This window comes from Pseudoalteromonas citrea (assembly GCF_000238375.3).
GTDB lineage: Bacteria > Pseudomonadota > Gammaproteobacteria > Enterobacterales > Alteromonadaceae > Pseudoalteromonas > Pseudoalteromonas citrea.
This window is the reverse complement of record NZ_AHBZ03000021.1, coordinates 462,102-483,545: the sequence shown is the minus strand read 5'-3', so window position 1 is coordinate 483,545 and position 21,444 is coordinate 462,102. Positions and strand designations below refer to the sequence as shown.

Genomic DNA, 21,444 nt, shown 5'->3' with positions numbered 1-21,444 from the left:
GGAAATAATCAACGATATGTTGTGGTAGTCGTATAACGACAAATTGTTAGATACTTAGGTGACGTTTATTTAGGTTATCTAGGCATTTATGAAATTATCCTGTGGTTTTTGTAACAACTTGGAATGAATATCCTATCAGAGTCATTAAATTGGAGAAAATTAAAGTTGTATTTTTAACTTTTTAAACTCAAAGTTAACAATTTAGGTGGTGACAGTTTAGGTATGAAGTACCGCTGACATTACGTTAGTACTATAATTCAAATATACAAAACCATATATATCAGTTGTTTATTGTTTTTTTGTCAGTTACTTTATGTTTAGTACGATTTAAACCTAAAAAACTGTATCGCAGCCATTTCACTAGGTACTGAGATTGTATCTAATATCTCAATATTTCTTTTTTGGTTACTTTGAGGTTTTATTTGTTAAATGTAAGTTTTGTTGTTATTGTTTGGTAAAGAAAGTAAAAATGTTTATTGGTTCATATAGATTGCTTTAAATGTACAAATAGCCTTTTAGAGGAACACTTTGTGAAGCGCATTTTGTATCTTTATTTATGTGACTTAATATCTAAGCGGTGTAAGTTCTTTGAACTTAACGTGTGAGCATTGTTTTCATTATTTAATGGAGTAACTTAAATGTGTCGCGATACACTTAAAAACAAGGTATTAAAAGAACAGGATGTTAGAAGCGTTTACGGATCAAATGGAGGTGGTGTTGAACCACCAAAAATGTCAGCAAGAACGACATTATTACTTACAGTAAAGTCGTTAATAAAAGTCAATGGATAGAATTTAAATGATGTCAGTTTTGTTATCAGTGGATTGGATGGTGGCAGTCAGCAAGGTGTTAGCACTTTGTACGCTACTTTTACTTTCCAAACACTCACTAAAAGCGATGCTTTTTTGTAAGCCGAGTTTATGTGCACGTGAGCAGACTGATCATTCATTATTTGTGTTAGTCTGTCTGGGGGCTCTATTTCATGTTATTGGAAGGTTTGTCGGCGATACTATTCTTTTAGCGGATTTAGGCATTGTTGGAAAAAGGCAGTTATATTATTTTTACTTTAGCCTGCATGAGCTTTTATTAATTGTTTTGGTGATTAAATGGCACAACATCAAACGGTGTGAGTTTGCCAATATTACGAAATGTATATGCTATTTGTCTGGTGTTGTACTGTGTTTGCAGCTACTGAGATATGTTGACAGAGTAATTATAGAAGCTAATTACTTAGAGGGTATATATAGGTACGGCCTTGCGTCATTAAATTTAGTAAAAGCAGGTGTATTTTTATACTATCCATTTCACTTGGCATTGCGTTATTTACCGAACAGCAAGTACGCTTAGTAGGCGGCTTGAAAATATAAGTTAAATGGTCATTACCAGTGAGAGCGCTTGATATACGTTATCGGGCGTTTTTCATTTTAACCGCTACATTTATTGGGCTAATATATGAGCTTCTCTCGATGCAATTTTCGCTCTTTTTGATGACTCAACTTCCCAGACTTAGAATGAAAGGTTTATATTACTTCCCGCCTCATAATTTAATCTTATAGCGCTAAATACATTGATGACTAGCCTACAGCTGATAATTACACCGAAGTCTGCACTTTATTGAGAACACTTTTTACTTTACTCTAGTCTGAATCTAAAAACTGCAATATGCATCGCTGGGAAGTCGAGTATACTTTTCCTAGCTATTAAGATTTTATCTTGTGATAATTTTCTAGAGTCTTACCCTATTTATTGATAGTTAAAACTCTTGAGTGTGGAAGCTTCACTCTGATAGCTTCGTGCTTCGACTAACGGGTTGCGACTCACAACAAAGACTTATTTTTCTTCGACGACAATAAGTATTACCACTGGACGACTGCTCGGTTCTAATTGGTTGACTATGAGTGGTCTATATCATGTGAATTTGGATTTATAAGATGTAAGGCCTGGTGTACTTGGCAATATTGATATTGGAAAATATTAATCTTATTTTGGCTGATTTGGTGTACGTTCAAGCAGCACTAATGAGTAACTTAACAAGTACCTTTAACTCCTAGTTATCCTACACTGCACTACAATACCGAGGTGTATGTTATAGATTTAAGCTGCCGAGAACGGTTACTTTTCCCAAATAAGCTGCTCTAGTTCCCGATGTAATATGTCATCATTTCCGACGTTTAACTCTATGAGCCGTTTTAAATGAGTCACACTTTCAATATCAATTTGGCAGCAATGGAGGCCGAGATGTGCTTCTTCAATATGGCCAATTTCTACTTCCATTGAAATTGCAATTTCGCTATCTGGTAAGTTAAATTTTAGACTAGCAGGTTCGTTTTTTAATGGGATATAGCCCACAGGAAGGGTGATCAAGGCACCATTTAAAGAGAGGTCTAGGACTTTGCACGTATAGTCACCACTGGCAGTCATTAAGGTTGCCTGATTTGAAAACAATACTCTTGTAAATCGTCTACGCTCTTCCATTGGTCGCTCTCTTAAACTGTTTTAATAATCATAGTTGCTAAACTAGTTCAATACCAGTGAAAAGCCCCAAATGTTTGGGGCTTGATACAGAGCTAAATTAGCCTATCTTTTTGTATTTAATTCGTTTTGGCTCAGCAGCAGCTGCACCATACGTTTTCTTAAGCCACTCTTCATATTCAGTATAGTTACCATCAAAGAAGTTAACTTGACCTTCATCACGATAATCTAAAATATGCGTAGCAATACGGTCTAAGAACCAACGGTCGTGCGATATACACATAACACAGCCAGGGAACTCTAGAATTGCATTTTCGAGTGCTCGCAGAGTTTCAACGTCCAAGTCATTTGTTGGCTCATCGAGTAAAATAACGTTCGCACCCGCCTTTAATAGCTTAGCTAGGTGTAAACGGTTGCGCTCACCACCCGAAAGTTCTTTTACAAACTTTTGTTGGTCATTACCTTTAAAGTTAAAGCGGCCAACATAAGCTCGGCTTGGGAACTCAAAGTTACCGATTTTTAAGATATCTTGACCATCTGATATTTCTTGGAATACGGTGTTATTCCCTTCCATATCATCACGGAACTGCTCAACAGTGGCCAGCTCCACGGTATCACCAATATCAATGTTACCGGCAGAAGGCTGTTCTTCACCACTTAGCATTCTAAATAGCGTTGATTTACCTGCGCCGTTGGCACCGATGATCCCAACGATCGCACCTTTTGGAACATTGAAGCTTAAGTCATCAATGAGTACGCGATCACCAAAGCTCTTTGTAAGGTTGCTAACTTCTATAACCTTATCTCCAAGGCGTGGACCAGGTGGAATAAATAGCTCATTGGTTTCATTACGTTTTTGGTAATCAGACTGCTGCATTTCAGTGAACTGAGCCATACGAGCTTTTGACTTAGCTTGACGACCTTTCGGGTTTGAACGAACCCACTCAAGCTCTTTCTCGATTGATTTTTGGCGTGCTTGCTCTGATTTTTCTTCTTGTTTTAAACGTGCGTCTTTTTGTTCTAACCAAGAAGAGTAATTACCTTCCCATGGAATACCATGGCCACGGTCTAGCTCTAAGATCCAACCAGCTACGTTATCTAAGAAATAGCGGTCGTGGGTAATAGCAACAACGGTACCTTCATAGTCATGTAGGAAACGCTCTAACCATGCAACTGATTCTGCATCAAGGTGGTTAGTTGGTTCATCAAGTAGCAGCATGTCTGGCTTTTCTAACAATAAGCGGCAAATAGCGACTCGACGACGCTCACCACCAGATAAGTGTTCTATTTTAGCATCCCACTCAGGCAAACGAAGTGCGTCAGCTGCGCGCTCTAAAACATTGTCAATATTATGTCCGTCGTGCGCTTGGATAATTGCTTCAAGTTGACCTTGTTCTTTAGCCAGAGCATCAAAGTCAGCGCCATCCACTGCGTATTCTGCGTAAACTTCATCAAGCCGCGTTAATGCGCCTTTAACTTCGCTTACCGCTTCTTCAACTGTTTCACGCACTGTTTTACTTTCATCTAGTTGTGGCTCTTGTGGTAAGTAACCAATTTTTGTACCTGGTTGTGGGCGAGCCTCGCCTTCAAAGCTTGTGTCTAGGCCAGCCATAATACGTAAGAGCGTAGACTTACCTGCACCATTTAAGCCCAGTACGCCAATTTTAGCACCAGGGAAAAAGCATAAAGAGATGTCTTTTAAAATTGTACGCTTCGGCGGCACTACTTTGCTCACCCGCGACATTGTATAAATATATTGAGCCATGAGAATCCAAACTTTGTTTTAGTCTGCTTATTTTAGAGAAAGGATCGCTGAGGAGCAATCCTTTACCTTGATCTTATACTTTTATATTAGCGTATTCTAAAAACTCAACTATTTAACAAAAGTGTATATATTGTTTTATTAATGAGCTGTTACCCTATCGCCTAAATTATCCTGTTGTTTTTTCTTAAGTAATTAATATTAGGTCATATATGACCTGTTTTAGAGCCAAGATATCGGTAAGATTAGCGTATCTTAAAAAAACATGTTGTCAGGTTTTGTAAACAGTACTGGTTGTTAGGTGTTTATTTGAAGTTACGACTCAGTTCGAGCAGGTTCGGGTTTACCCATCTTTAGTAACATTCAGCCACTCATCTATTCAATAGCATGCATGAATTACAATAATAGTAGCGCCTAAGCCAGTTACGCGGAGTCAAAGGATCTGACGAAGCCAGTAAGTGAAGCGCCACTCTTCCTTTCCACATAAATATATAAAAATAAGTAAGTTACGGCCACGTCTGTAATTCGTGGCATTGGCTACCTACTTACTTGATGTGAAATTAAAAGGATCGTAATGAATCAATCAGCCTTAAATAAAGAACGTCTATCTGTTAAGCGAACGCCCAAGGGAGGTGTGATATTACGCTATGCCAGACGTCTGAGGGGATATACCCAAGCTGAGTCTGCTGCAACGTATGGCATTGAAGAGCGAACGCTAAGAAGGTGGGAAAACCGAGAGTTTGATCCTAAATGGAATGATGTGATCAGCTTAGTAGAAGACGTATATCTGTTAAATATTTTAGAAGTAATCGGGAAGATCAATGATGACAACGAACATAACGATTAAGCAAGTACGAGCTGCGCTTAAAAAGTGGGGGAATTTTTGGGTTAAACGAGAAATGGGCAGAGGATTTAAATCTCAATCAATCTCAGATAGAACAGGGCAACCAACCGGTGGGTTTTCGTCAAGCGAAGCAATGAGTGTACCTGATGATATTGAGCTGATCACCTCTATTATTTCTCAATTAAGACCTGAATGCATCAAAGCGATTCGAGCGCGTTACGTCATGGCTGGCACTATGACTGAAACATCCAAGTTGCTTGGCTTTGACTCTAAGCGTTCAGCGGAGTTTTGGTTAGTAAAAGCCGAGCGCAGTTTAATGCTTGAGTTGTCACATTGAGTTAATTAATAAGAGGTCACGCTATGTCACTGATGATCACAGTTGAACAAATCAAAAAGCATGAAGGATATAAACAGTATCCTTATTACTGCACAGGGGGAAAATTGACGATCGGTTACGGTCGAAATTTAGAAGATAACGGCATTGACGAAGAGGAAGCTGAGCAATTATTAGCACGCGATATTAAAGAAGCCAAAGCGGGCATTAAACGACGTATAGATGTAAGCCGGTGTAATGAGCCACGCCAAGCGGTATTAGTGAATATGGCGTTCAATTTAGGTGTAACTGGCCTAATGGGTTTTAAAAAAATGATTGCCAATTTAGAGCAGGGCAATTATGAGCAAGCGGCGCTTGAGATGCTTCACAGTCGTTGGGCTAATCAGGTACCAGGGCGTGCCAATGAGCTAGCCAAACAAATGCTCAGTGGGGAGTGGCAATAATGGGAATATTATCAAGCTTATTTAATCCAGCAATAAAAGATCCGATCCAAACGGTTGGGACCATTTTAGATGAGCTGTTTACCAGTGAAGAAGAAGTGTTAAAACAGCATATTCTTAAAGCTCGCTTGGTTGAACAATCAGCACAAATACAAGCAAAAATTAGCGAGCTCAGTGCATCGCATCGCAGTGTATTTGTGGCTGGTGCAAGGCCGTTTTTACTATGGGTTTGCGGGTTTGGCTTTTTATTCTCATTTGTGGTCAACCCAATATTACAATGGCTGTGGCCAGAAATAGGCGCACCAGAATTACCGCTAGAAGTCATGTTAGAGCTAACACTTGGTATGTTAGGGCTAGCAGGACTAAGAACAATTGAAAAGATTAACGGAGTCGCTAAGTGAGTCAACCGGAGCAGTGGCAAATGAAAAAGGAACTCAATTTAGCCCATATTATTACCACAGTGACATTGCTTGTTTCAGGGATTTTGTATTTGAGTGATTTAGATAAACGGATCACCACCAATACACAAGAGCTGTCACATTTAAAACAGATCAGAAACGAAGATCAAAAGCGCATTGAAAAACGCCTTGATTCGATAGATAAAAAGCTCGATACCTTATTGAGTAGTAAAGCCAGAGCAAACTAAACGCCGTTTCGGAGTCCCGAAACGCACCCAACTTCAGCCAAATAAACACGATGGTGCACAGCCATATGTGTCATGAGGAGCAGCACCTTGAACAATGCAATTGAATTATCACGATTGGCGGTGCCAGATGTGATAGAACCGCTAAAATACGACGACATTTATCAACAAATGGAAAATGCACTAACCGAGTCCTTTCCCAACTATACGGTACTCGCATCAGACCCTGCAATTAAGTTGTTAGATATTGCTGCCACTCGTGAGTTATTACTGCGACAGCGCATTAATGATGCCGCTCGCTCAGTCATGGTTGCTTATGCAACAGGCGAAGACCTAAATCATTTAGGGGTGTTATTTGGTGTGGAGCGGGGGCATGAAGAAAGTGACGAGCGTTACCGAGCACGGATCCCCTTATCTTTAGAAAGCCACAGTATGGCAGGCACAATGGGGGCGTATGAATATCAAGCATTGGCAGCATCAGCCAATGTCAAAGATGTGCACGTTACCTCAAGTGCGCCGGGTATTGTCGATGTATATATATTACCTGAGCAAAATGTGGATGCGGGCGAGCTGCGCGATGCGGTGAATACACATCTAAATGATGACGACGTAAGGCCATTAACGGACCTTGTTAAAGTGCATATGGTTCAACCTAAAGCCTATGACATACACGCGCAGATCCACTTTCATGATGGGGCTGACCGAAGCGCAGTAAGTGAAAAAATCAACGCAGCACTGAATGAGTTTATTTCACAGCACTATAAGTTAGGGCAAGAAGTACCGCACTCAGGGCTGATCGACGCCTTTCATCAAGCTGGCGTGAGAAAGGTGAAGTTATTGTCTCCACAAGACGACATCAGCTGTGAAGTGAACCAAGCTGCGATTGCAAGCTTGCCAACGATTACTTTTATGTAAGGTGATGTGATGAACGATGACAATAACAGCGACGAAAGCGTTAAGTTTCAGTCTTTATTACCCATGAATGGCAGTGAGCTCGAGCAATCCATTGAGCGAGCGTCGAGCTTTGTGCCAAGTAAACCCATTCCAGATTACGTGGCAAAACATTGGGATCCAAAGACTTGCCCTGACAAGCTATTACCTTGGCTAGCGTGGAGTTTATCTGTTGATGAATGGGACGAACAATGGTCAACAGAAAGCAAGCGGGCTTTGATCCAAGAGTCAGTCACCATACATAAGCATAAAGGCACCGTTGGCTCGGTAAAAAGGGCGCTTGCGTCATTGGGCGTAAAAGTTGATTTTTTTGAATGGTTTGAAGACGTTGATGATGTGTCTTTGGCACCGCATCACTCGGGTAAACCTAACACATTTACGTTTATTGCTTGGGCCAATGAAACTCCCTATACCAGTGCGCAAGTGGTATTAAGCCAAACGCTTTACGATGCGATTTACCGCGTAACCAATCATACCAAACCGCAAAGAGCCCATTTTGATTTTTTAGTGGGCGCTAAACTGGATTTAGGGGTGACCGTTGCAACCACATCGAGTGGCTTACAAGTTGGTCGTATAAACTATGACACGGTACCGGTAAAAGCCGCCCCCACAGAAATGACCGCGGGCCTCACTGTTGTGAATAAACATCGCTATGGGCTTAAGCGTAATTATGGCAAAACCCAGGCCGTGTCGGGTGAATTATCCGCCGCACTGGGCGCAGGGCTGCACTTGCATAACCAGCGCCACAGTGTGGGCCGGTTTTATATGAGTAACGACCAAAAACTACCAGCAGGCTACTATTACTTACAGTCCTCTTTAGCCGCTGCATTTCATTTTAGCAACCGACGCTTCAGCGTGGGTCGCTTTTACCTTCATTCATCTCAATAGAGAAGATGTGCGTTTACTTAGTTAAGTGACGTTACATGAAGTAATGCAGCAAACTGGCACCATACAGGTAATCAAACACTAAGTAACCCCACATAACACTCTATTGTTTCTTATATCACGCAGTCTTTGATAAGAGATGATAGCAAGTGCACTACAGGCTAAAGCTGGCATCGCTTATACAAGGCTGATTGATATCAAATCAACCTAAGGAGTATGTGCAGTGAGCACAATCTTACGGCCAACAATAACAACTGCGGGTTTAGAGGCAGTTTTTAATTCTGAAAAGAATGGCTTTCAAGCCAAAATTAACAAAATAGGGCTAGGTACCGGTAATTATACGCCTCATCAAAGCCGCTCGGCATTAGGAGCAGAGGTACATCGTATTTCTGTGGCCAGTGGCGAAGACAAAGGCAATGCACAAATTCATATGAGTGTGATTGATGACACCAATCATAACTTTTGGGTCAACGAAGTTGGCTTTTATTTAGAAGACGGCACTTTGTTTGCTGTTTATTCAGACCCCGATAAACCCATTGCCTATAAGTCATCAGAAGTGGACTTGCTGTTAGCGTTTGACCTTGTACTAACGGGCGTGCCAGCAGATTCAATCACGGTGATTGACCAAGGTGTTAATTTAAATATTTTAATTGCACCGGAGCTGGCCAAGTTAGGTGCAGCACAAATTGGCAACATGTACCGTCATATCAAACAAAAGTTTGAATTGATGGACGCAGGCGTTTTGAAATAACAGGAGCAGACAATGGCATTAGAACAAGATATCGCAAACTTAGTTGAATCAACCAATCAACTCACCTCAGTAATTGACAATAAAGCAAAAACCATCGATGCAAAAATGGCACAGCTTGATAGCCGCGTAGCAGCCAAAGAAGCGCAAGTTGACCAATTTATTCAAGATGCAACGCCCGAAACACGCTATGAGCAAACCATCACGATTGGCGGCTCTAAAGATTATTTATATCCAGTGTGGTGGCGTTTCCCTGGCAATGAAGAGGGTGTGAGTAAGTTAACAGTGAGTCGACATTACTCATGGAATAGCAATACTAGACCTCTAAACCCTTCATCAGGTCACCAGGCTGGTCTTTTATTGCAGCTTGAGGGTAATGCATATGCATGGAATGGTGATTCGAATTTTATGAATATTAAGCGCTTTTATGAAAGGTATAACAACACGGTAAGTCATGTTGATTTTCGCCTGAACTGTAAAGCCGAAAAAATCGACTTGAGTAAAGACTTTTATGGAGGGGGCGAAGATGGAACTTTAGGCCCTTGGCATTGTACATATAGTGGCTTGTACTTGCGCGGAGGTGGCTTAACTTATCGCATCGCCAAAAATTGGAAAGGGGATGTGGCTTTCCATGATGGTAGCGATATGGAACGACGCAATACATATGAAAGCTCTCAAGGTAATTGGACAGTTCGTTGGTTTGTAGAGCCCATTCCATTTACTGAGCGCAAAGCACCTATCGCCAATACCATTCCTTATGTGAATCACCCTTATACGCCGCCGGCACCGGCTTCAGCGTAGGGGTCATATTTAAACACTGCACAGTGAAATACGTGCTATTAAAAATGGCTACTGGGTAAATAATCACCTAGTAGCCAAAAACGTACAACATAAAAATCAAAGGAAACACGATGATTTTAGAAAAACTCAACGTAGCAGGCAACGACATGGTGAATGTCCCTGCTGAAGAAAAAATCTTGCTTGACTTAGGTGTGGCACAAGCTGATGTTGCCGGGCTAATTGCCCAAGCAAAACACGCGCAATTAGAAGCGCAGTGCCAACATGCACGCAGCTTTGCCTATCAATCGCAATCAGATGGTTTAGCGTTTGATTACCTAGCAGCCCAAGCTGAGTTTGGTGAGCAAAGTACGCAGGCCGAAACTGCGAAAGCAGCGTGGCTTGGGGCACGTAAATCTATTAAGGCGCATTATCCAAAACCTTAAATGGTAAATAACTTTATCGTTTTACAGAGTACTAACTAAGCCCACCTTTTGGTGGGTTTTTTTATGCTCATTTACTCGAGCCATACGTAGTCGTATTACAAACATTGTTTATTTAACAATAAGTGAATACAGGTTGGCTCATTATTATTATGGAGAAAATAATATGGCATTAGAACAAGACATTGCTGATCTCATAAAATCAGCCAACCAACTCACAGACACCGTTGACGGTAAAGTCCAAGACATTACTGCGCATTTAAACCAAAAAAAGCAAGAGATTGACACCAAACTCACAGCCAAAGAGCAAGCTGTAGACGCAAAAATTGCCAGCTTTCAAAAAGCACTGCCGCTTGGGCCAAACATGTTGTCAGACACCAAGCATTTTGCACACATCAACGCAGGCCAACCAGAAGGTACGGTAGTTGACGTATTACAATCACATGCCGCCCCATGGAGTTGCTTTTATTATCAAGGCACAGAAGGGGTAAGTACTGTAACTAAACTCAACACAAGCATGTTGGCCCAGCATGGATTGGTGCCGAATGACGAATTTAAAACCCGTGCTTTAGGCGGGTATCGCTCTGAATCAAATACATACGATGGTACTGATTTCAAAGTGGTGGTATTTGATGTAGAAATCACCAAAGGCAGAGAAACCGATGCAAATAATGGTCTTTTATTCGTTATTAACCAAGGTTGCCCCACTTTTACTGGATGGGGACGTGGTGAGTTTTTAACCCAAGCTAGTTGTTGGGTTAATGTACTTGAAGTTAGCGGCAATATGAAGTTTTACCCTTCTTCAAATCGCTCTGCGTCAATTAGAGTCGACAGTTCTGATCTGAACAAAGGCTGGCAATATAAGCACGCAACAAGAGCTGGTTGGGGTGGATGCCATCAACCGATATTTTCAGGCCTTGGCAAAATGAAAGTGGCGATTGCATTGCCTTATGTGGGGATGGGTGATCATGGCGATAACATGATCTGGGCTGACAGTGTTGGCCACCCGTATTCACACGTTGGTCCAACTGTTGCTGAAGGAGCATAACCATGGCGATATTAAAACAAATCTCTACGCAAACTAATTTTGCTGGTGGTATTAAAGACTTAGCCCATGGCGCGCACATTGCTGAAGAAGCCGGTGTTGCCGCCGATGATTTTGAAGTGATTTTTAATACCGATGAAGTACAAACGCTACGAAGAAAAAGCTACAGCGCACAAAGCGATTATTTGTTCTTTGACTACATGGCTGCCGTCGCTGAATTTGGCGACTCGTCGGCACAAGCAACCACAGCAAAAACGGCTTGGTTAACACAGCGCGAAGCGGTTAAAACACAATTTCCGAAATAACTGACTTATAAAACCAACCCGTTTTATAAGCGACTTTAACGGATCAAGCACAATTAACTTTTTATTGCATACGTAGCCCGCTTTTGCGGGCTTTTTTGTATGCGTTTTTTTTAAAATGTATGGAGAAAATACACATGGCGTTAGAACAAGATATTGCCAAACTCATAGAGGCCTCAAATGACCTCACCACCATTGTCGATAATAAAATTCAAGATATAGACAGCAAAGTGCTGTCAGCCAAAAGCACTGTTGATGGCTATATAAGTCAAGTCAATAACTACATAGACTCAGCCCGAGACAAACAATCACACTTTAGAGTTACAAAAAACCAAGCACTAATTCCAAATGCGGATAGCACATTCCCACTTAATTGGAGTGGTGGCTTTGTAAAAAGTGCCAAAGTGGTTGAAACAGTAACGACGGGCGTAGAAGTTGATCAACGCTCAGCATTAGCCCGGGAATTTTTACAAGCGATTAGCTCTGATACTAAGTATTTCGCAGGCAGTTTTAAAATTTGGGAGCTGGAATATTACCCCAATAGACGAGGTGACAATATTGGAACAGCAGCATATTTGATGTTCCAATATTTACGTAGGCCAACAACAATGACAGTTGGAGCAGTCGTAAAGCACATTAAAGGTGTTGTTCCAAATGGGTTTTGGTGTCAAGGCCTTGAGGCTAATCAACCTGCAAAGATCTGTGGAGGGTCAATGGCTCATGGTGGGCGTAACCACTACACCCATTGCCACCCATATGTAAATGGTGCAGGAAAACCTGAAACGGAAACAGGCATCATTCAAGTTGCATTACCAGCAGTGGTAACAGGTGATGTAGATCTAACTAAAAAGCAATGGGGTCAGTTTGCGTACCTCGGTGATGCTGATCAACCCGCGTATAACTAAGGAGAGAATATAATGGCTACATTAACAGTAAACGGTCAGGTCGTTGACCATTTCTACGACTGTAACACACCACTTGACGCGACTGCGCAGCTGGTACATGAACAATATGGTGCAAGCGCGACTTTTTCGGTGGTGCTAACTGAACTTGAACAACAAGCACAAGACAAAGCGATGGCTCGTGCAAATATCACCACGCAAGTGGCTGATACTGACTCATTGCTTGGTACAACCTCAGACACCACGCACTTACTCCTCAACGAACTCAGTGGTTTTATTAATAAGCTTAACAAAGCCACCACATTGGCAGAAGTACGCGCATCAGCTACGTCATTGCAATCAGCAATTGGCCATATTGAGGCAGATGTGGCAGCAGGGTCGTTAACGTTCCCGTATCAAAGTAAAGGCCAGCAAAGCGTAATGAATGAAATATCAGCGCGCGCTACTGCGGTCAACCAAGTGCTTAGTAAGTAAAGCAATCCTGACTGCTACTCGATATCCTCCCTCATAAGTGAGGGAGGATACTTTATATAGACTCAATTCACCGTGGTTTTTTATGAGCTTAACAAACTTTAGTGCTATCGATTTCAATCAGTTACCTACACCAGAACTCATCGAGCCACTCAGCTTCGATATTTTAAAAAATAATATAGTCGAAGAGTTTGTCGCCCGTTATCCAGATTTTGAAGCTGATCTCCCCAGTGAGCCCATCATTAAATTATTAGAAACATTTGCTTATAGAGAATTGCTGTTACGCCAACGTATCAATGAAGGGGCTGAGCATGTACTTTTGGCGAAGGCAACAGATAAAGAGCTAGACTATTTAGGTATGCGTTTTGGTGTTAGTCGAGAGTTAAGTCAAGATGGTATCGATGAAAGCAATGAGCGCTACCGCTCACGTATAGGGTTAGCATTAGAAGGATTTAGTACGGCAGGTCCTGCGGGTGCTTATGTATTTCATACGTTAAAAGCATCATCGCATGTTAAAGATGTATTTGTTGATGCTCCTGAGTTTGAAGGTCACTCTATTCCAAGCGAATTATCAAAGTTTGTCCCACCAGATGCGATTTTATTGCGTTCGACGCATACGGCTGGATTGGATAATGCCCAACCAGGGGATGTGGTGATCACCGTGTTAAGTGATCAAGGTGATGGCCATGCTAGTCAAGAGATCATTGATGCTGTTTACACTCACCTTAATGGTGAAGAGATTAGGCCTCTCACAGACAGAGTGCATGTTAGAACAGCAGTCATCAATAGATTTAAGATTGAGGCTAAACTCGAGCTTTACCAAGGGCCTAATGAACAAGAAATCCTAGCACAAGTAGAGCGGCACTGCGCAGAGTGGTTGGCATCACAATATAAGTTAGGTCATGATATTTCTCTATCGAGCCTATATGCGGCCTTGCATCAAGCAGGTGTTAAGCGAGTTAACCTAATTAGTCCAGCACATGATATTCAAGTGGCATCTCAGGAAGCCCCATTTTGTACTGAGTTAAATATCGCGGTGGAGAATTAACATGGCTGACACGTTACTCCCCTTATCGAGTTCAAAGCTTGAGCATGCGATTTCTGAAAGTGCTGCTGAGATTGAAAGAACACCAATTCTAAATCAGCACCTCTGGGATCCATGGCAGTGTCCTGAACCTTTTTTACCTTGGCTCGCTCATGGGTTAAGTGTGGATAGTTGGAACAGCAATTGGTCAGAGCAAGTAAAGCGTCATGTGATAGCTGACAGTGTGCCAATGCATCGAATTAAAGGTACAGTTGGTTCAATTAAATCTGCCATCGCAGTACTTAGCATTACAGCACAAGTTGAAGAAGACTGGCAAAGTCAGGGGATCTCGCACAGTGCTAAAATCATTGCTGATAATGGCAAAAACCGTAATACAGATCACACTGTGTTATTAACACCACAACTACAGCACCAGTTATGGCGCGCTATTATTACCACCAAGCCATTACGAACAAAAATTCAGATTGAAATTACCAATACGCAACGTAGTCCAGTCTATGTGGGGGCATGTTCAAGTAGTACGCTTTTGCAACGGGTTGATTTATATCAGCAGCCTCACTTTGATTTTACTGCCAATACACTGCATGTTTGCTCGACAACAAGCTCGGTAGGAGTGCAAAGAAATATAGCTGATGCGAGTCCAAACCACCTTTTGAATGGCAAGTTACATACAGTCACTGCGCAATCAATTATTCTTTTTAATCAATCAACCATGGTATGTAGATGAACAATTACACCCCCACAATAACGCAGGCAGGACTTAATGCCGCAGTTGCTGCGAAAACCAGTGACGTTAATATTCATATTTCTCATATTGCAGTTGGCACGCAAGGGTATGAGCCAACACGTAATCAAGTCACCCTTAAATCAGAAGTAAATAGAACGGTGGTTACCGGTGGTAAAAACCTCGGTAATGGGCAATTGCACCTCACAGGAAAATTTACCAGTGACAGTGAATATGCAGTTAAAGAAGTCGGATTTTACTTATCAGATGGTACTTTGTTTGCCGTATGGTCAGATCCAACCAATGTTCTATTCTACCAAACACCGATGGCTCATATTGTTCAAGGGTTTGATTTAGTGCTCAGTGCAGTGCCGATAAACAATATAGAGATCCACAGCAGCGGTGACTTAAACCTATTTCTAGGTGAAGAGTTCATGGCGATGACGTTATCCAATGCGCAAATTGCACAGGCACAGATCGCCTCAAATTATCGACAAATTCAATTTAACGACAGACTTTTATCATTAGGAGTATAATTTAATGCCAACTTTTGAAGAGCATTTGGTTAATTTACAGCAAACCAATGCCCAATTAGTTCATTCAAATAATGAACTGACTCAAGCGGTTACCGATAAACTTGCATTTATAAATCAAAAGGTCACTAACGCAGAGCAGTCAATGACCGTATTTGCACAAGACTTACTAAAGCACCGTATTGTTGGGGGGAATCTTTTGATGGATCCCTGGTTTTTTAATACCACGTTAGAGACCATCGACGGGCATGAACGCCGCATTGCAACTACACCACCATTTTTACCCAGTGGAGATGCGCAACTAGAAGTAGTAAGTCAAAACTATTACGCATTTGGCACACGTTACTCGCATTTAAGTGTTAAAGAGGCACAACTCGCTCAGCCAGAAAATTATACTGATGATCCTTGGTTAGCAACCCCAGACAAACCCATTTTTGCACATTTACATGAAAAGCAAATCATGGTCTCTGGTGGGCTTTCTGCGCGAGAGTGGAGCGGGCTTAAACAGCAAGGGTATATAAGTAAAGTGAGTATTCCTAGAAAAAGTTTAACTAGCCCTGATAGCGCTTATATTGGTTTAAATGTGGGTAAAAATAGTGCATTTGCTGGTGGGCGCTTTTTATTTAGGGCATGGGTATATGTTAAAAAAGGCATGCTTACTTTTGGCGACCATGTCGGGTATAACCGTAACACAAATGGCGATATCATACTGACTGCGCAGCAATGCGAGCCGACTCATTCGGCGCACCCTTATCAATTGGTTGAGTTTATTCTTGAGCACCCACGATATTGCGGTAACTCACTAAAAATGCAAAATTTTGCCAGCGGAGATAACGATACAGACTTAGAATGTTTTATCGCGTCACCACAATTATTTGCGTTAGATCACCCAGAAGATAACAAAAAGCCAATGACAGGTGAAACATTTGGAGGTAGCCATGCTTAAAATCGGCCAATATGAATATTACGACATCAACAGTTTACTTGATCCACAAACGCAACAACCCATCGTTGAAGGTAAAATAATAGGATATGGGGTTCATCAAGGTATTGAAGGTAATACGGTCGCTGAAGCCATTGAACAGTATCAAAACAATCAGGTAAAACTCCAACGTAAAGCCGCATACAAAGAAGAATCTGATCCGTTATATATGGAGTTCTTATTTGATGAATCTGTCCTTAAAAAGCAGCAATGGAAAGATAAAGTGACCGAAATAAAGCAGCGTTTTCCACTTCACCTTCCACTTCAATAACGAATCATTCGCTTACTCAATTAAGCACGCGTACACACCTTTCAAAGCCACTCAGCTTATGTTCTAGAAATTCACATGATTACATGTGAATAGGTAACGCGTGCGTGTGAGTAAATCATACAGAGGTTTTACATGACTTACACAGTCGGAAAAATCAGTATTACTAAGGGTGAAGATATTGTTCGTGGGACATCGACTCGCTTTGTTGATACTGCAAACATTAAATTAGGCGATTTATTTTATTTTCGCACCAACGACAAAGATACAATTTTATTGGTTGTTGATGTTATTGATAATAATTCATTGCGTCTGTCCCATCTTGATGCGAGCCCATTTAATCCACAACAAAATAGTAGCCAAATTGCATACGGGATCATTCAAGATTTTGGAGAAGGGCTAACGGCAAAGTTGTCTTCACAACTGGCCCTATTACAGCGAAAATGGCATCAACGTGAAAATGAGCTGACAGGGTGGTTCACCAGCGATAAAGCCAGTCACGATATCACCAGTTTTAATGGCGAAATTGCGCAAATACCAACACCTGCCGGTATTAAAACACTGGCACAAACAGCCCATAAAACAAGCGAGTATCTAACGCAATTCGAACAAGATATACAGCGTAATACAGCTAGTTTGGCACAAGTTTCACCCAAACTTGATGAGTTTGATAGCCAAGCTGAACGTATGGATTTTATGCACCAAGATATCCATCAAAAACATAATGATGTGGTCGATAAGCATAATGAATTCAAAGCCGCGGCGGGTAAAATTGACGCACAAGCACATCAAGTACATACACTGAGTGCGCAAGTTGCTGACGATACACTACATGCCGATATTGCTCGTAAAGCTGCAGATGCACAAGCGTCAATCAGTGCGTTAATGACCACTGAGGTGACAGATGCAAAACAACGCGTAGACACTCAGCTGGCCCACTCAATTGACGTTGCTAAAAGCGTAGAAAGTGACAGCGCAAAAGCACAAACAGCACAGGCGTTTACGCAAGCTCTTGCTGACAAAGTGACTGTGCAATATAACGAAGTCGAACAATTAAAAGAGGCTTTTAGTGCTGATACCTTACAGGTAAATATAGCGAAAAAAGCGGTAGATGCGCAAGCGGCAGCAGCTTCAATGCAAGCCGTTAATAGCGAAAAAGCGGCAGAGCAGGCCAATCAACTAAAGCAGCAAACTGAATTATTTAAAGATCAAGCAGGGCAAATTAGTACGCAGGTACATAGAGCATCGCAACAAGCCCAAACGGCTGCCAGTAATGCAGATGGTTTCGAAAAATCAGCGACTTATCAAGCTGGTTTAGCGTCACAAGCCAGTGTGCTTGCGCACGAACAAGCAAACAAAGCAGAACAAGCTGCAAATTTAGCGAGTAAAGTAACTACTGATTTTACCGCCGCCACAATTCCTGAGGTGGGCAAAGTTCCTGTGGCGCTAAACGATGCGCAAATTGACGAGCACTGGGTCAATTTAGAGCAAGGGATGAGTCGTCTTGCATTAGGTATTTTGAGCAACAATTTAAATCGCTACCAAAAAGATCAGTTGATCGAATCACTGAGCGCGCAAGTTGACGACCTAAGAGATAAGTTACAAGTCACTCAGGTTGAGCTTGAAAAAGTGGCGAATACCCCCGTCACTGATATTAATAAAGACTACTTTCAAGGTACGCATGCCTCAGGGGGAACCCATGAGTTGCCTGTATTTAATATGGTTGAACGCGGCTGGTTGAGTACGGCCAGTTACCAAGAGGGAATGGCTGAATTTCTCAGAATGAATGGCGGAAGTGGCGTCGTGGGTACTCGCCAATATCAAGCCGATAAAGGATTCAGTGTTGGCCATCGTGTTGTGGATGCAAGTTATGCAACTCTCAATATACATAACCACCCCAATTATAAAGCCATGCCCGGTATGGCAGAAGTGGCGGCGTGTATTAATGGTTATTACTTTCGTACGCGCCACAATGACTACCGTTTAATGCATTCAGTTCCAGGGCAATATTTAGCCAGAAGCCATTCAATTGCAGCGCAAATTCCAAGCTACGTTAACGCGTTACCAACAGGGTGCGAAGCCGATGGTCGCATTAACTTTCAAAACACGCAAGCAGGCTATATGCGTGATGTTAAACAGCAATCCCCCGAGGACTGTATTTGGGAACTCAGTTACTTAGAATGTTGGATAGAAACATTTCAAGACGATTTGAATGATCCAACAGACAGCTTTCGTCATTCTAATGATGGTAAAAAACTCAAAGAGATTTTTGATAAAGGGCGTTATTTAAATTATTCCGGCCATAAAAACCGCTCAGAAAATTTACCCTATCACCCAATGCGGATCAGCTATGTTGACGATCAAGGGGTGCCACAACATGGTTTATTGCAGTTTAGGATCAGCAGTATGCCAGTAGCCACACTGGCTAAAAGGTTGGGCCTAAGTAATGCCAAGGTTATTGTTGGTAATACCGGAAGTCATTATCACCATATCGCTGAACCATTGAGTCAGGAACAAATTGAACAACTGAAAACAGGTGAGGTGCCTGCGCTGACAGTACAGACTTCAACTGATTTTAATCATCGTCATGACATTCGTATTACTTGGAAGAATGGTCAACTTGTAGGTGAAGATTTAGATACCTCCCACCAACATCCAGTATCGGTAATTTATGGTGATAGTAGTCAGCTCCCCTATGATGAAGATAAGGCGCTAAAAGGGATCATCGATCACACCAATCGATTCAAATTGGTCAAAGACTTGCGCAGCAGGGCACGTGTTGGCAATAACCAAAGGTTAATGCGTAGCCGGATGGCCCGCTTTGAGTGTGTCGACCTTGCTCAACTGTGTGAACAATTACCAGGCCTTGAAGGGGTAGGCGCATCTTTACAGGAAACTTATGACCAATATGGATTAAACGACATCCTGCAAGATTGGCAGGGAGGAGAGCTTAACGCCGCATATTATAACCGACGTTATCGGTTTAGCCGTAATGATGCATCTGGGAGAGTGACGGCAAATAGAGGGTTTAACGATCCAACGCTGTTTTGCGCTAAAACCACCCATGCGAAAGTAGTAGGGGGGTTTAGTTGGATGATCCCACTAGAGCTTATCTTACGCACGCCCAGAGAGCACTGGAACCCATACGAATGCGCGTATGTGCCCAACGCCCAATTAAGAACCGAAGAAGATAATGAGGGAGGAAAAAATGCAGAAACGGCATTTTCTGGCATTGATGACCGACATTTTTACTTCGGTACTCCTAAGGCTTTACTCACCGAGCAAGTGACAGGCAACGACCCCGCAGACACCGCTAATACGGCTTGGGTTAAAGGCAAAGATGGTACGCCGAGGTTACTGTACGGCAATGGTATTCGAGTACATGACTACGATGGTCACCGACAGCGCTTTCCTGTCTACCCCCTCTATTTTGAACATAGTCACGACGCAAACCAGCAACACTGGTTACGCGACAATTTAAAAACACTTTTAAAACAAGCTGTCAGCGGTACGCTGACAATCAACGACATTGATGAAATGCTTTAAGGAGCAGATATGGCAACTAATACCGAGTTACTCGCTCAGGTAGTTCAGACCAACACAGCGCTAACGAATACAATAGAAACAGAGCTTGATAAATGGCAAGGAGAGCGGGCCGAGTCAAAAGCACATATGCAACAAGCGGTAAATACTGTAGTTAATAATGATGTTCGATTATTCATTGATGGTATAAAAGGGGATGATGTTAACGATGGACTCAGTGTCGATAGGCCTCTAAAAACCATAGACAAAGCTTTGAATATGTGTAAAAAAAATAAAGGTTGCCGACTTTATTTTGAAGCAGGGCAAACCTATACAATCACCAAAGTACATTACATTGGGTGCAGGTATCTTGGCTTTTATACGCGGTTAGACAGTATAGCAAAGAAACCTAACTTCCCTACCGATGATGCCAGTGTATTCAAGGAAAATTATGCAACGATTGAAAATCAAGTACTAATTGACCAGAACGAATCATTTGTAAGTAATAAGTTGGCAGTCTCTGGTATTAGGCCCGTACCTACATCGCCACTAACAATTAATTTTGACAAAGTTTATCTTTTTACGCCGGTGTTACCAAATGAATGGAGGCCCTCTATTTGGACGGGGTTAATCTTACGCATGGACTTTACCTCAAGTATTAATATTTCCAGTGTAAGTTGTTATTGGGACTTGGGGACGCCACTTGTAAAACTTGCTTCTGGCCGTTCTTGTGGTGATTTTAGTTCGTATATGACTCGTTGTAATTTAAATAGATTGATTACAGACGGACCATACGATAAAGCCGTGTTTTCAACTTCAAATCAGCCTGCAAAGTGTGCCATAAGTGGTATTTATACTAGAGACACTTCCGAAAATATAGGCTCGATTCGAAAGTATTTTGTACACGGTCAATACCCTAGTTCAGATCCTGAATTACCAATGAATAATCTAATTTCAAATTTTAATAATCGTCGCAGTAGCTTTTAAGGAGTAGCAATATGGATGTATTCATCGATGAAAATAATGAATATGTTGTTCACTTTGAACTTGAGCAACAAAGAGAGCAGCAACGTTTAAATACACTTTGTCAGTTCAGGCTTGATCTGCGTAAAGTAGGTTCAAGCGGTATTGTGCCTGCCTTTGCTAATATAGATGAAGTGAGAGAAGTAAGGGCTGCTTTACTAATCGATGCTGACATATCAATTAATAAAGCTGAAGATGCAGGTAAAGACACACAAGCGTTAAGACGGTACCGCCAGGCTTTACGTGATGTGACGGCACAGAGCTTTGACTTTAATGAGGCCTTCAACCCGTTCCCTGTTAAGCCTGCGAATTAATAAAACTAACACAA

The 21,444-nt window shown here is 41.8% G+C and carries 25 protein-coding genes; 23 read left to right on the top strand and 2 right to left on the bottom strand.

The features are described from left to right. The first annotated feature begins 798 nt into the window (after positions 1 to 798). Positions 799 to 1,347, top strand: coding sequence for a hypothetical protein (locus PCIT_RS13860; RefSeq protein WP_010367829.1), 549 nt, complete (start codon positions 799 to 801; stop codon positions 1,345 to 1,347). Between the two features lie 765 nt (positions 1,348 to 2,112). Here PCIT_RS13860 and PCIT_RS13855 read toward each other — a convergent pair. Both PCIT_RS13855 and ettA read right to left on the bottom strand, forming a co-directional pair. After that, complete coding sequence (locus PCIT_RS13855; protein WP_010367830.1) at positions 2,113 to 2,475, bottom strand: PilZ domain-containing protein; 363 nt, start codon at positions 2,473 to 2,475, stop codon at positions 2,113 to 2,115. A gap of 97 nt (positions 2,476 to 2,572) precedes the next feature. Further along, entirely contained in the window at positions 2,573 to 4,237 is a 1,665-nt protein-coding gene (gene ettA / locus PCIT_RS13850) for an energy-dependent translational throttle protein EttA (protein WP_010367831.1), read from the bottom strand. A 571-nt stretch (positions 4,238 to 4,808) separates the two neighbouring features. Between ettA and PCIT_RS13845 the strand changes: the two genes are divergently transcribed. The 22 genes from PCIT_RS13845 to PCIT_RS13740 all read left to right on the top strand — a co-directional run bounded on the left by PCIT_RS13845 (position 4,809) and on the right by PCIT_RS13740 (position 21,430). Next, the gene (locus PCIT_RS13845) at positions 4,809 to 5,081 is read left to right on the top strand and encodes a helix-turn-helix domain-containing protein (RefSeq protein ID WP_010367832.1); all 273 of its coding nucleotides are present in this window, start codon (positions 4,809 to 4,811) and stop codon (positions 5,079 to 5,081) included. Then, positions 5,056 to 5,415: a hypothetical protein gene (locus PCIT_RS13840; RefSeq protein ID WP_040697867.1), complete on the top strand. Its 360-nt coding sequence runs from the start codon at positions 5,056 to 5,058 to the stop codon at positions 5,413 to 5,415. The genes PCIT_RS13845 and PCIT_RS13840 overlap by 26 nt, the downstream gene beginning before the upstream one ends. A gap of 23 nt (positions 5,416 to 5,438) precedes the next feature. After that, a complete protein-coding gene (locus PCIT_RS13835) occupies positions 5,439 to 5,855 on the top strand; it encodes a glycoside hydrolase family protein (RefSeq protein ID WP_010367834.1) in 417 nt (138 codons plus the stop codon). Continuing rightward, positions 5,855 to 6,253 (top strand): 3TM-type holin, encoded by a 399-nt coding sequence (locus PCIT_RS13830; protein ID WP_010367835.1) that lies wholly within the window; start codon positions 5,855 to 5,857, stop codon positions 6,251 to 6,253. The genes PCIT_RS13835 and PCIT_RS13830 overlap by 1 nt, the downstream gene beginning before the upstream one ends. Continuing rightward, the gene (locus PCIT_RS13825; protein WP_010367836.1) at positions 6,250 to 6,498 is read left to right on the top strand and encodes a hypothetical protein; all 249 of its coding nucleotides are present in this window, start codon (positions 6,250 to 6,252) and stop codon (positions 6,496 to 6,498) included. The genes PCIT_RS13830 and PCIT_RS13825 overlap by 4 nt, the downstream gene beginning before the upstream one ends. Before the next feature lie 87 nt (positions 6,499 to 6,585). Then, positions 6,586 to 7,410 carry a baseplate assembly protein gene (locus PCIT_RS13820; protein WP_010367837.1) on the top strand — a complete coding sequence of 275 codons (825 nt, stop codon included), beginning with the start codon at positions 6,586 to 6,588 and terminating at the stop codon, positions 7,408 to 7,410. Between the two features lie 9 nt (positions 7,411 to 7,419). Then, positions 7,420 to 8,334, top strand: a complete 915-nt coding sequence (locus PCIT_RS13815) for a phage tail protein I (RefSeq protein ID WP_010367838.1) — start codon at positions 7,420 to 7,422, stop codon at positions 8,332 to 8,334. 220 nt (positions 8,335 to 8,554) lie between these two features. After that, a complete protein-coding gene (locus PCIT_RS13810) occupies positions 8,555 to 9,082 on the top strand; it encodes a phage tail-collar fiber domain-containing protein (RefSeq protein ID WP_010367839.1) in 528 nt (175 codons plus the stop codon). Positions 9,083 to 9,094: 12 nt separating this feature from the next. Then, on the top strand, positions 9,095 to 9,880 hold the full coding sequence (locus tag PCIT_RS13805) for a hypothetical protein (RefSeq protein ID WP_010367840.1): 786 nt from the start codon (positions 9,095 to 9,097) through the stop codon (positions 9,878 to 9,880). A 110-nt stretch (positions 9,881 to 9,990) separates the two neighbouring features. Next, on the top strand, positions 9,991 to 10,302 hold the full coding sequence (locus tag PCIT_RS13800; protein ID WP_010367842.1) for a hypothetical protein: 312 nt from the start codon (positions 9,991 to 9,993) through the stop codon (positions 10,300 to 10,302). 163 nt (positions 10,303 to 10,465) lie between these two features. Continuing rightward, complete coding sequence (locus PCIT_RS13795; RefSeq protein ID WP_010367844.1) at positions 10,466 to 11,347, top strand: hypothetical protein; 882 nt, start codon at positions 10,466 to 10,468, stop codon at positions 11,345 to 11,347. Between the two features lie 2 nt (positions 11,348 to 11,349). Then, a complete protein-coding gene (locus tag PCIT_RS13790; protein WP_010367847.1) occupies positions 11,350 to 11,649 on the top strand; it encodes a hypothetical protein in 300 nt (99 codons plus the stop codon). Between the two features lie 134 nt (positions 11,650 to 11,783). Continuing rightward, positions 11,784 to 12,551 (top strand): hypothetical protein, encoded by a 768-nt coding sequence (locus PCIT_RS13785; RefSeq protein WP_010367848.1) that lies wholly within the window; start codon positions 11,784 to 11,786, stop codon positions 12,549 to 12,551. A gap of 12 nt (positions 12,552 to 12,563) precedes the next feature. After that, a complete protein-coding gene (locus PCIT_RS13780; protein WP_010367850.1) occupies positions 12,564 to 13,022 on the top strand; it encodes a hypothetical protein in 459 nt (152 codons plus the stop codon). An 82-nt stretch (positions 13,023 to 13,104) separates the two neighbouring features. Continuing rightward, complete coding sequence (locus tag PCIT_RS13775; protein ID WP_010367851.1) at positions 13,105 to 14,067, top strand: baseplate assembly protein; 963 nt, start codon at positions 13,105 to 13,107, stop codon at positions 14,065 to 14,067. 1 nt (position 14,068) lies between these two features. Next, complete coding sequence (locus PCIT_RS13770; protein ID WP_010367853.1) at positions 14,069 to 14,791, top strand: phage tail protein I; 723 nt, start codon at positions 14,069 to 14,071, stop codon at positions 14,789 to 14,791. Next, a complete protein-coding gene (locus PCIT_RS13765; RefSeq protein ID WP_010367855.1) occupies positions 14,788 to 15,324 on the top strand; it encodes a phage tail-collar fiber domain-containing protein in 537 nt (178 codons plus the stop codon). Before PCIT_RS13770 ends, PCIT_RS13765 begins: the two co-directional genes overlap by 4 nt. 4 nt (positions 15,325 to 15,328) lie before the next feature. Continuing rightward, the gene (locus tag PCIT_RS13760) at positions 15,329 to 16,267 is read left to right on the top strand and encodes a hypothetical protein (protein WP_010367856.1); all 939 of its coding nucleotides are present in this window, start codon (positions 15,329 to 15,331) and stop codon (positions 16,265 to 16,267) included. Further along, on the top strand, positions 16,260 to 16,574 hold the full coding sequence (locus PCIT_RS13755) for a hypothetical protein (RefSeq protein ID WP_010367857.1): 315 nt from the start codon (positions 16,260 to 16,262) through the stop codon (positions 16,572 to 16,574). Before PCIT_RS13760 ends, PCIT_RS13755 begins: the two co-directional genes overlap by 8 nt. Positions 16,575 to 16,706: 132 nt before the next feature. Continuing rightward, positions 16,707 to 20,117 carry a hypothetical protein gene (locus PCIT_RS13750; protein WP_010367858.1) on the top strand — a complete coding sequence of 1,137 codons (3,411 nt, stop codon included), beginning with the start codon at positions 16,707 to 16,709 and terminating at the stop codon, positions 20,115 to 20,117. A gap of 9 nt (positions 20,118 to 20,126) precedes the next feature. After that, complete coding sequence (locus PCIT_RS13745) at positions 20,127 to 21,080, top strand: hypothetical protein (protein ID WP_010367859.1); 954 nt, start codon at positions 20,127 to 20,129, stop codon at positions 21,078 to 21,080. Positions 21,081 to 21,091: 11 nt separating this feature from the next. Beyond that, positions 21,092 to 21,430 carry a phage tail assembly chaperone gene (locus PCIT_RS13740; RefSeq protein ID WP_010367860.1) on the top strand — a complete coding sequence of 113 codons (339 nt, stop codon included), beginning with the start codon at positions 21,092 to 21,094 and terminating at the stop codon, positions 21,428 to 21,430. The last annotated feature ends 14 nt before the right edge of the window (positions 21,431 to 21,444 follow it).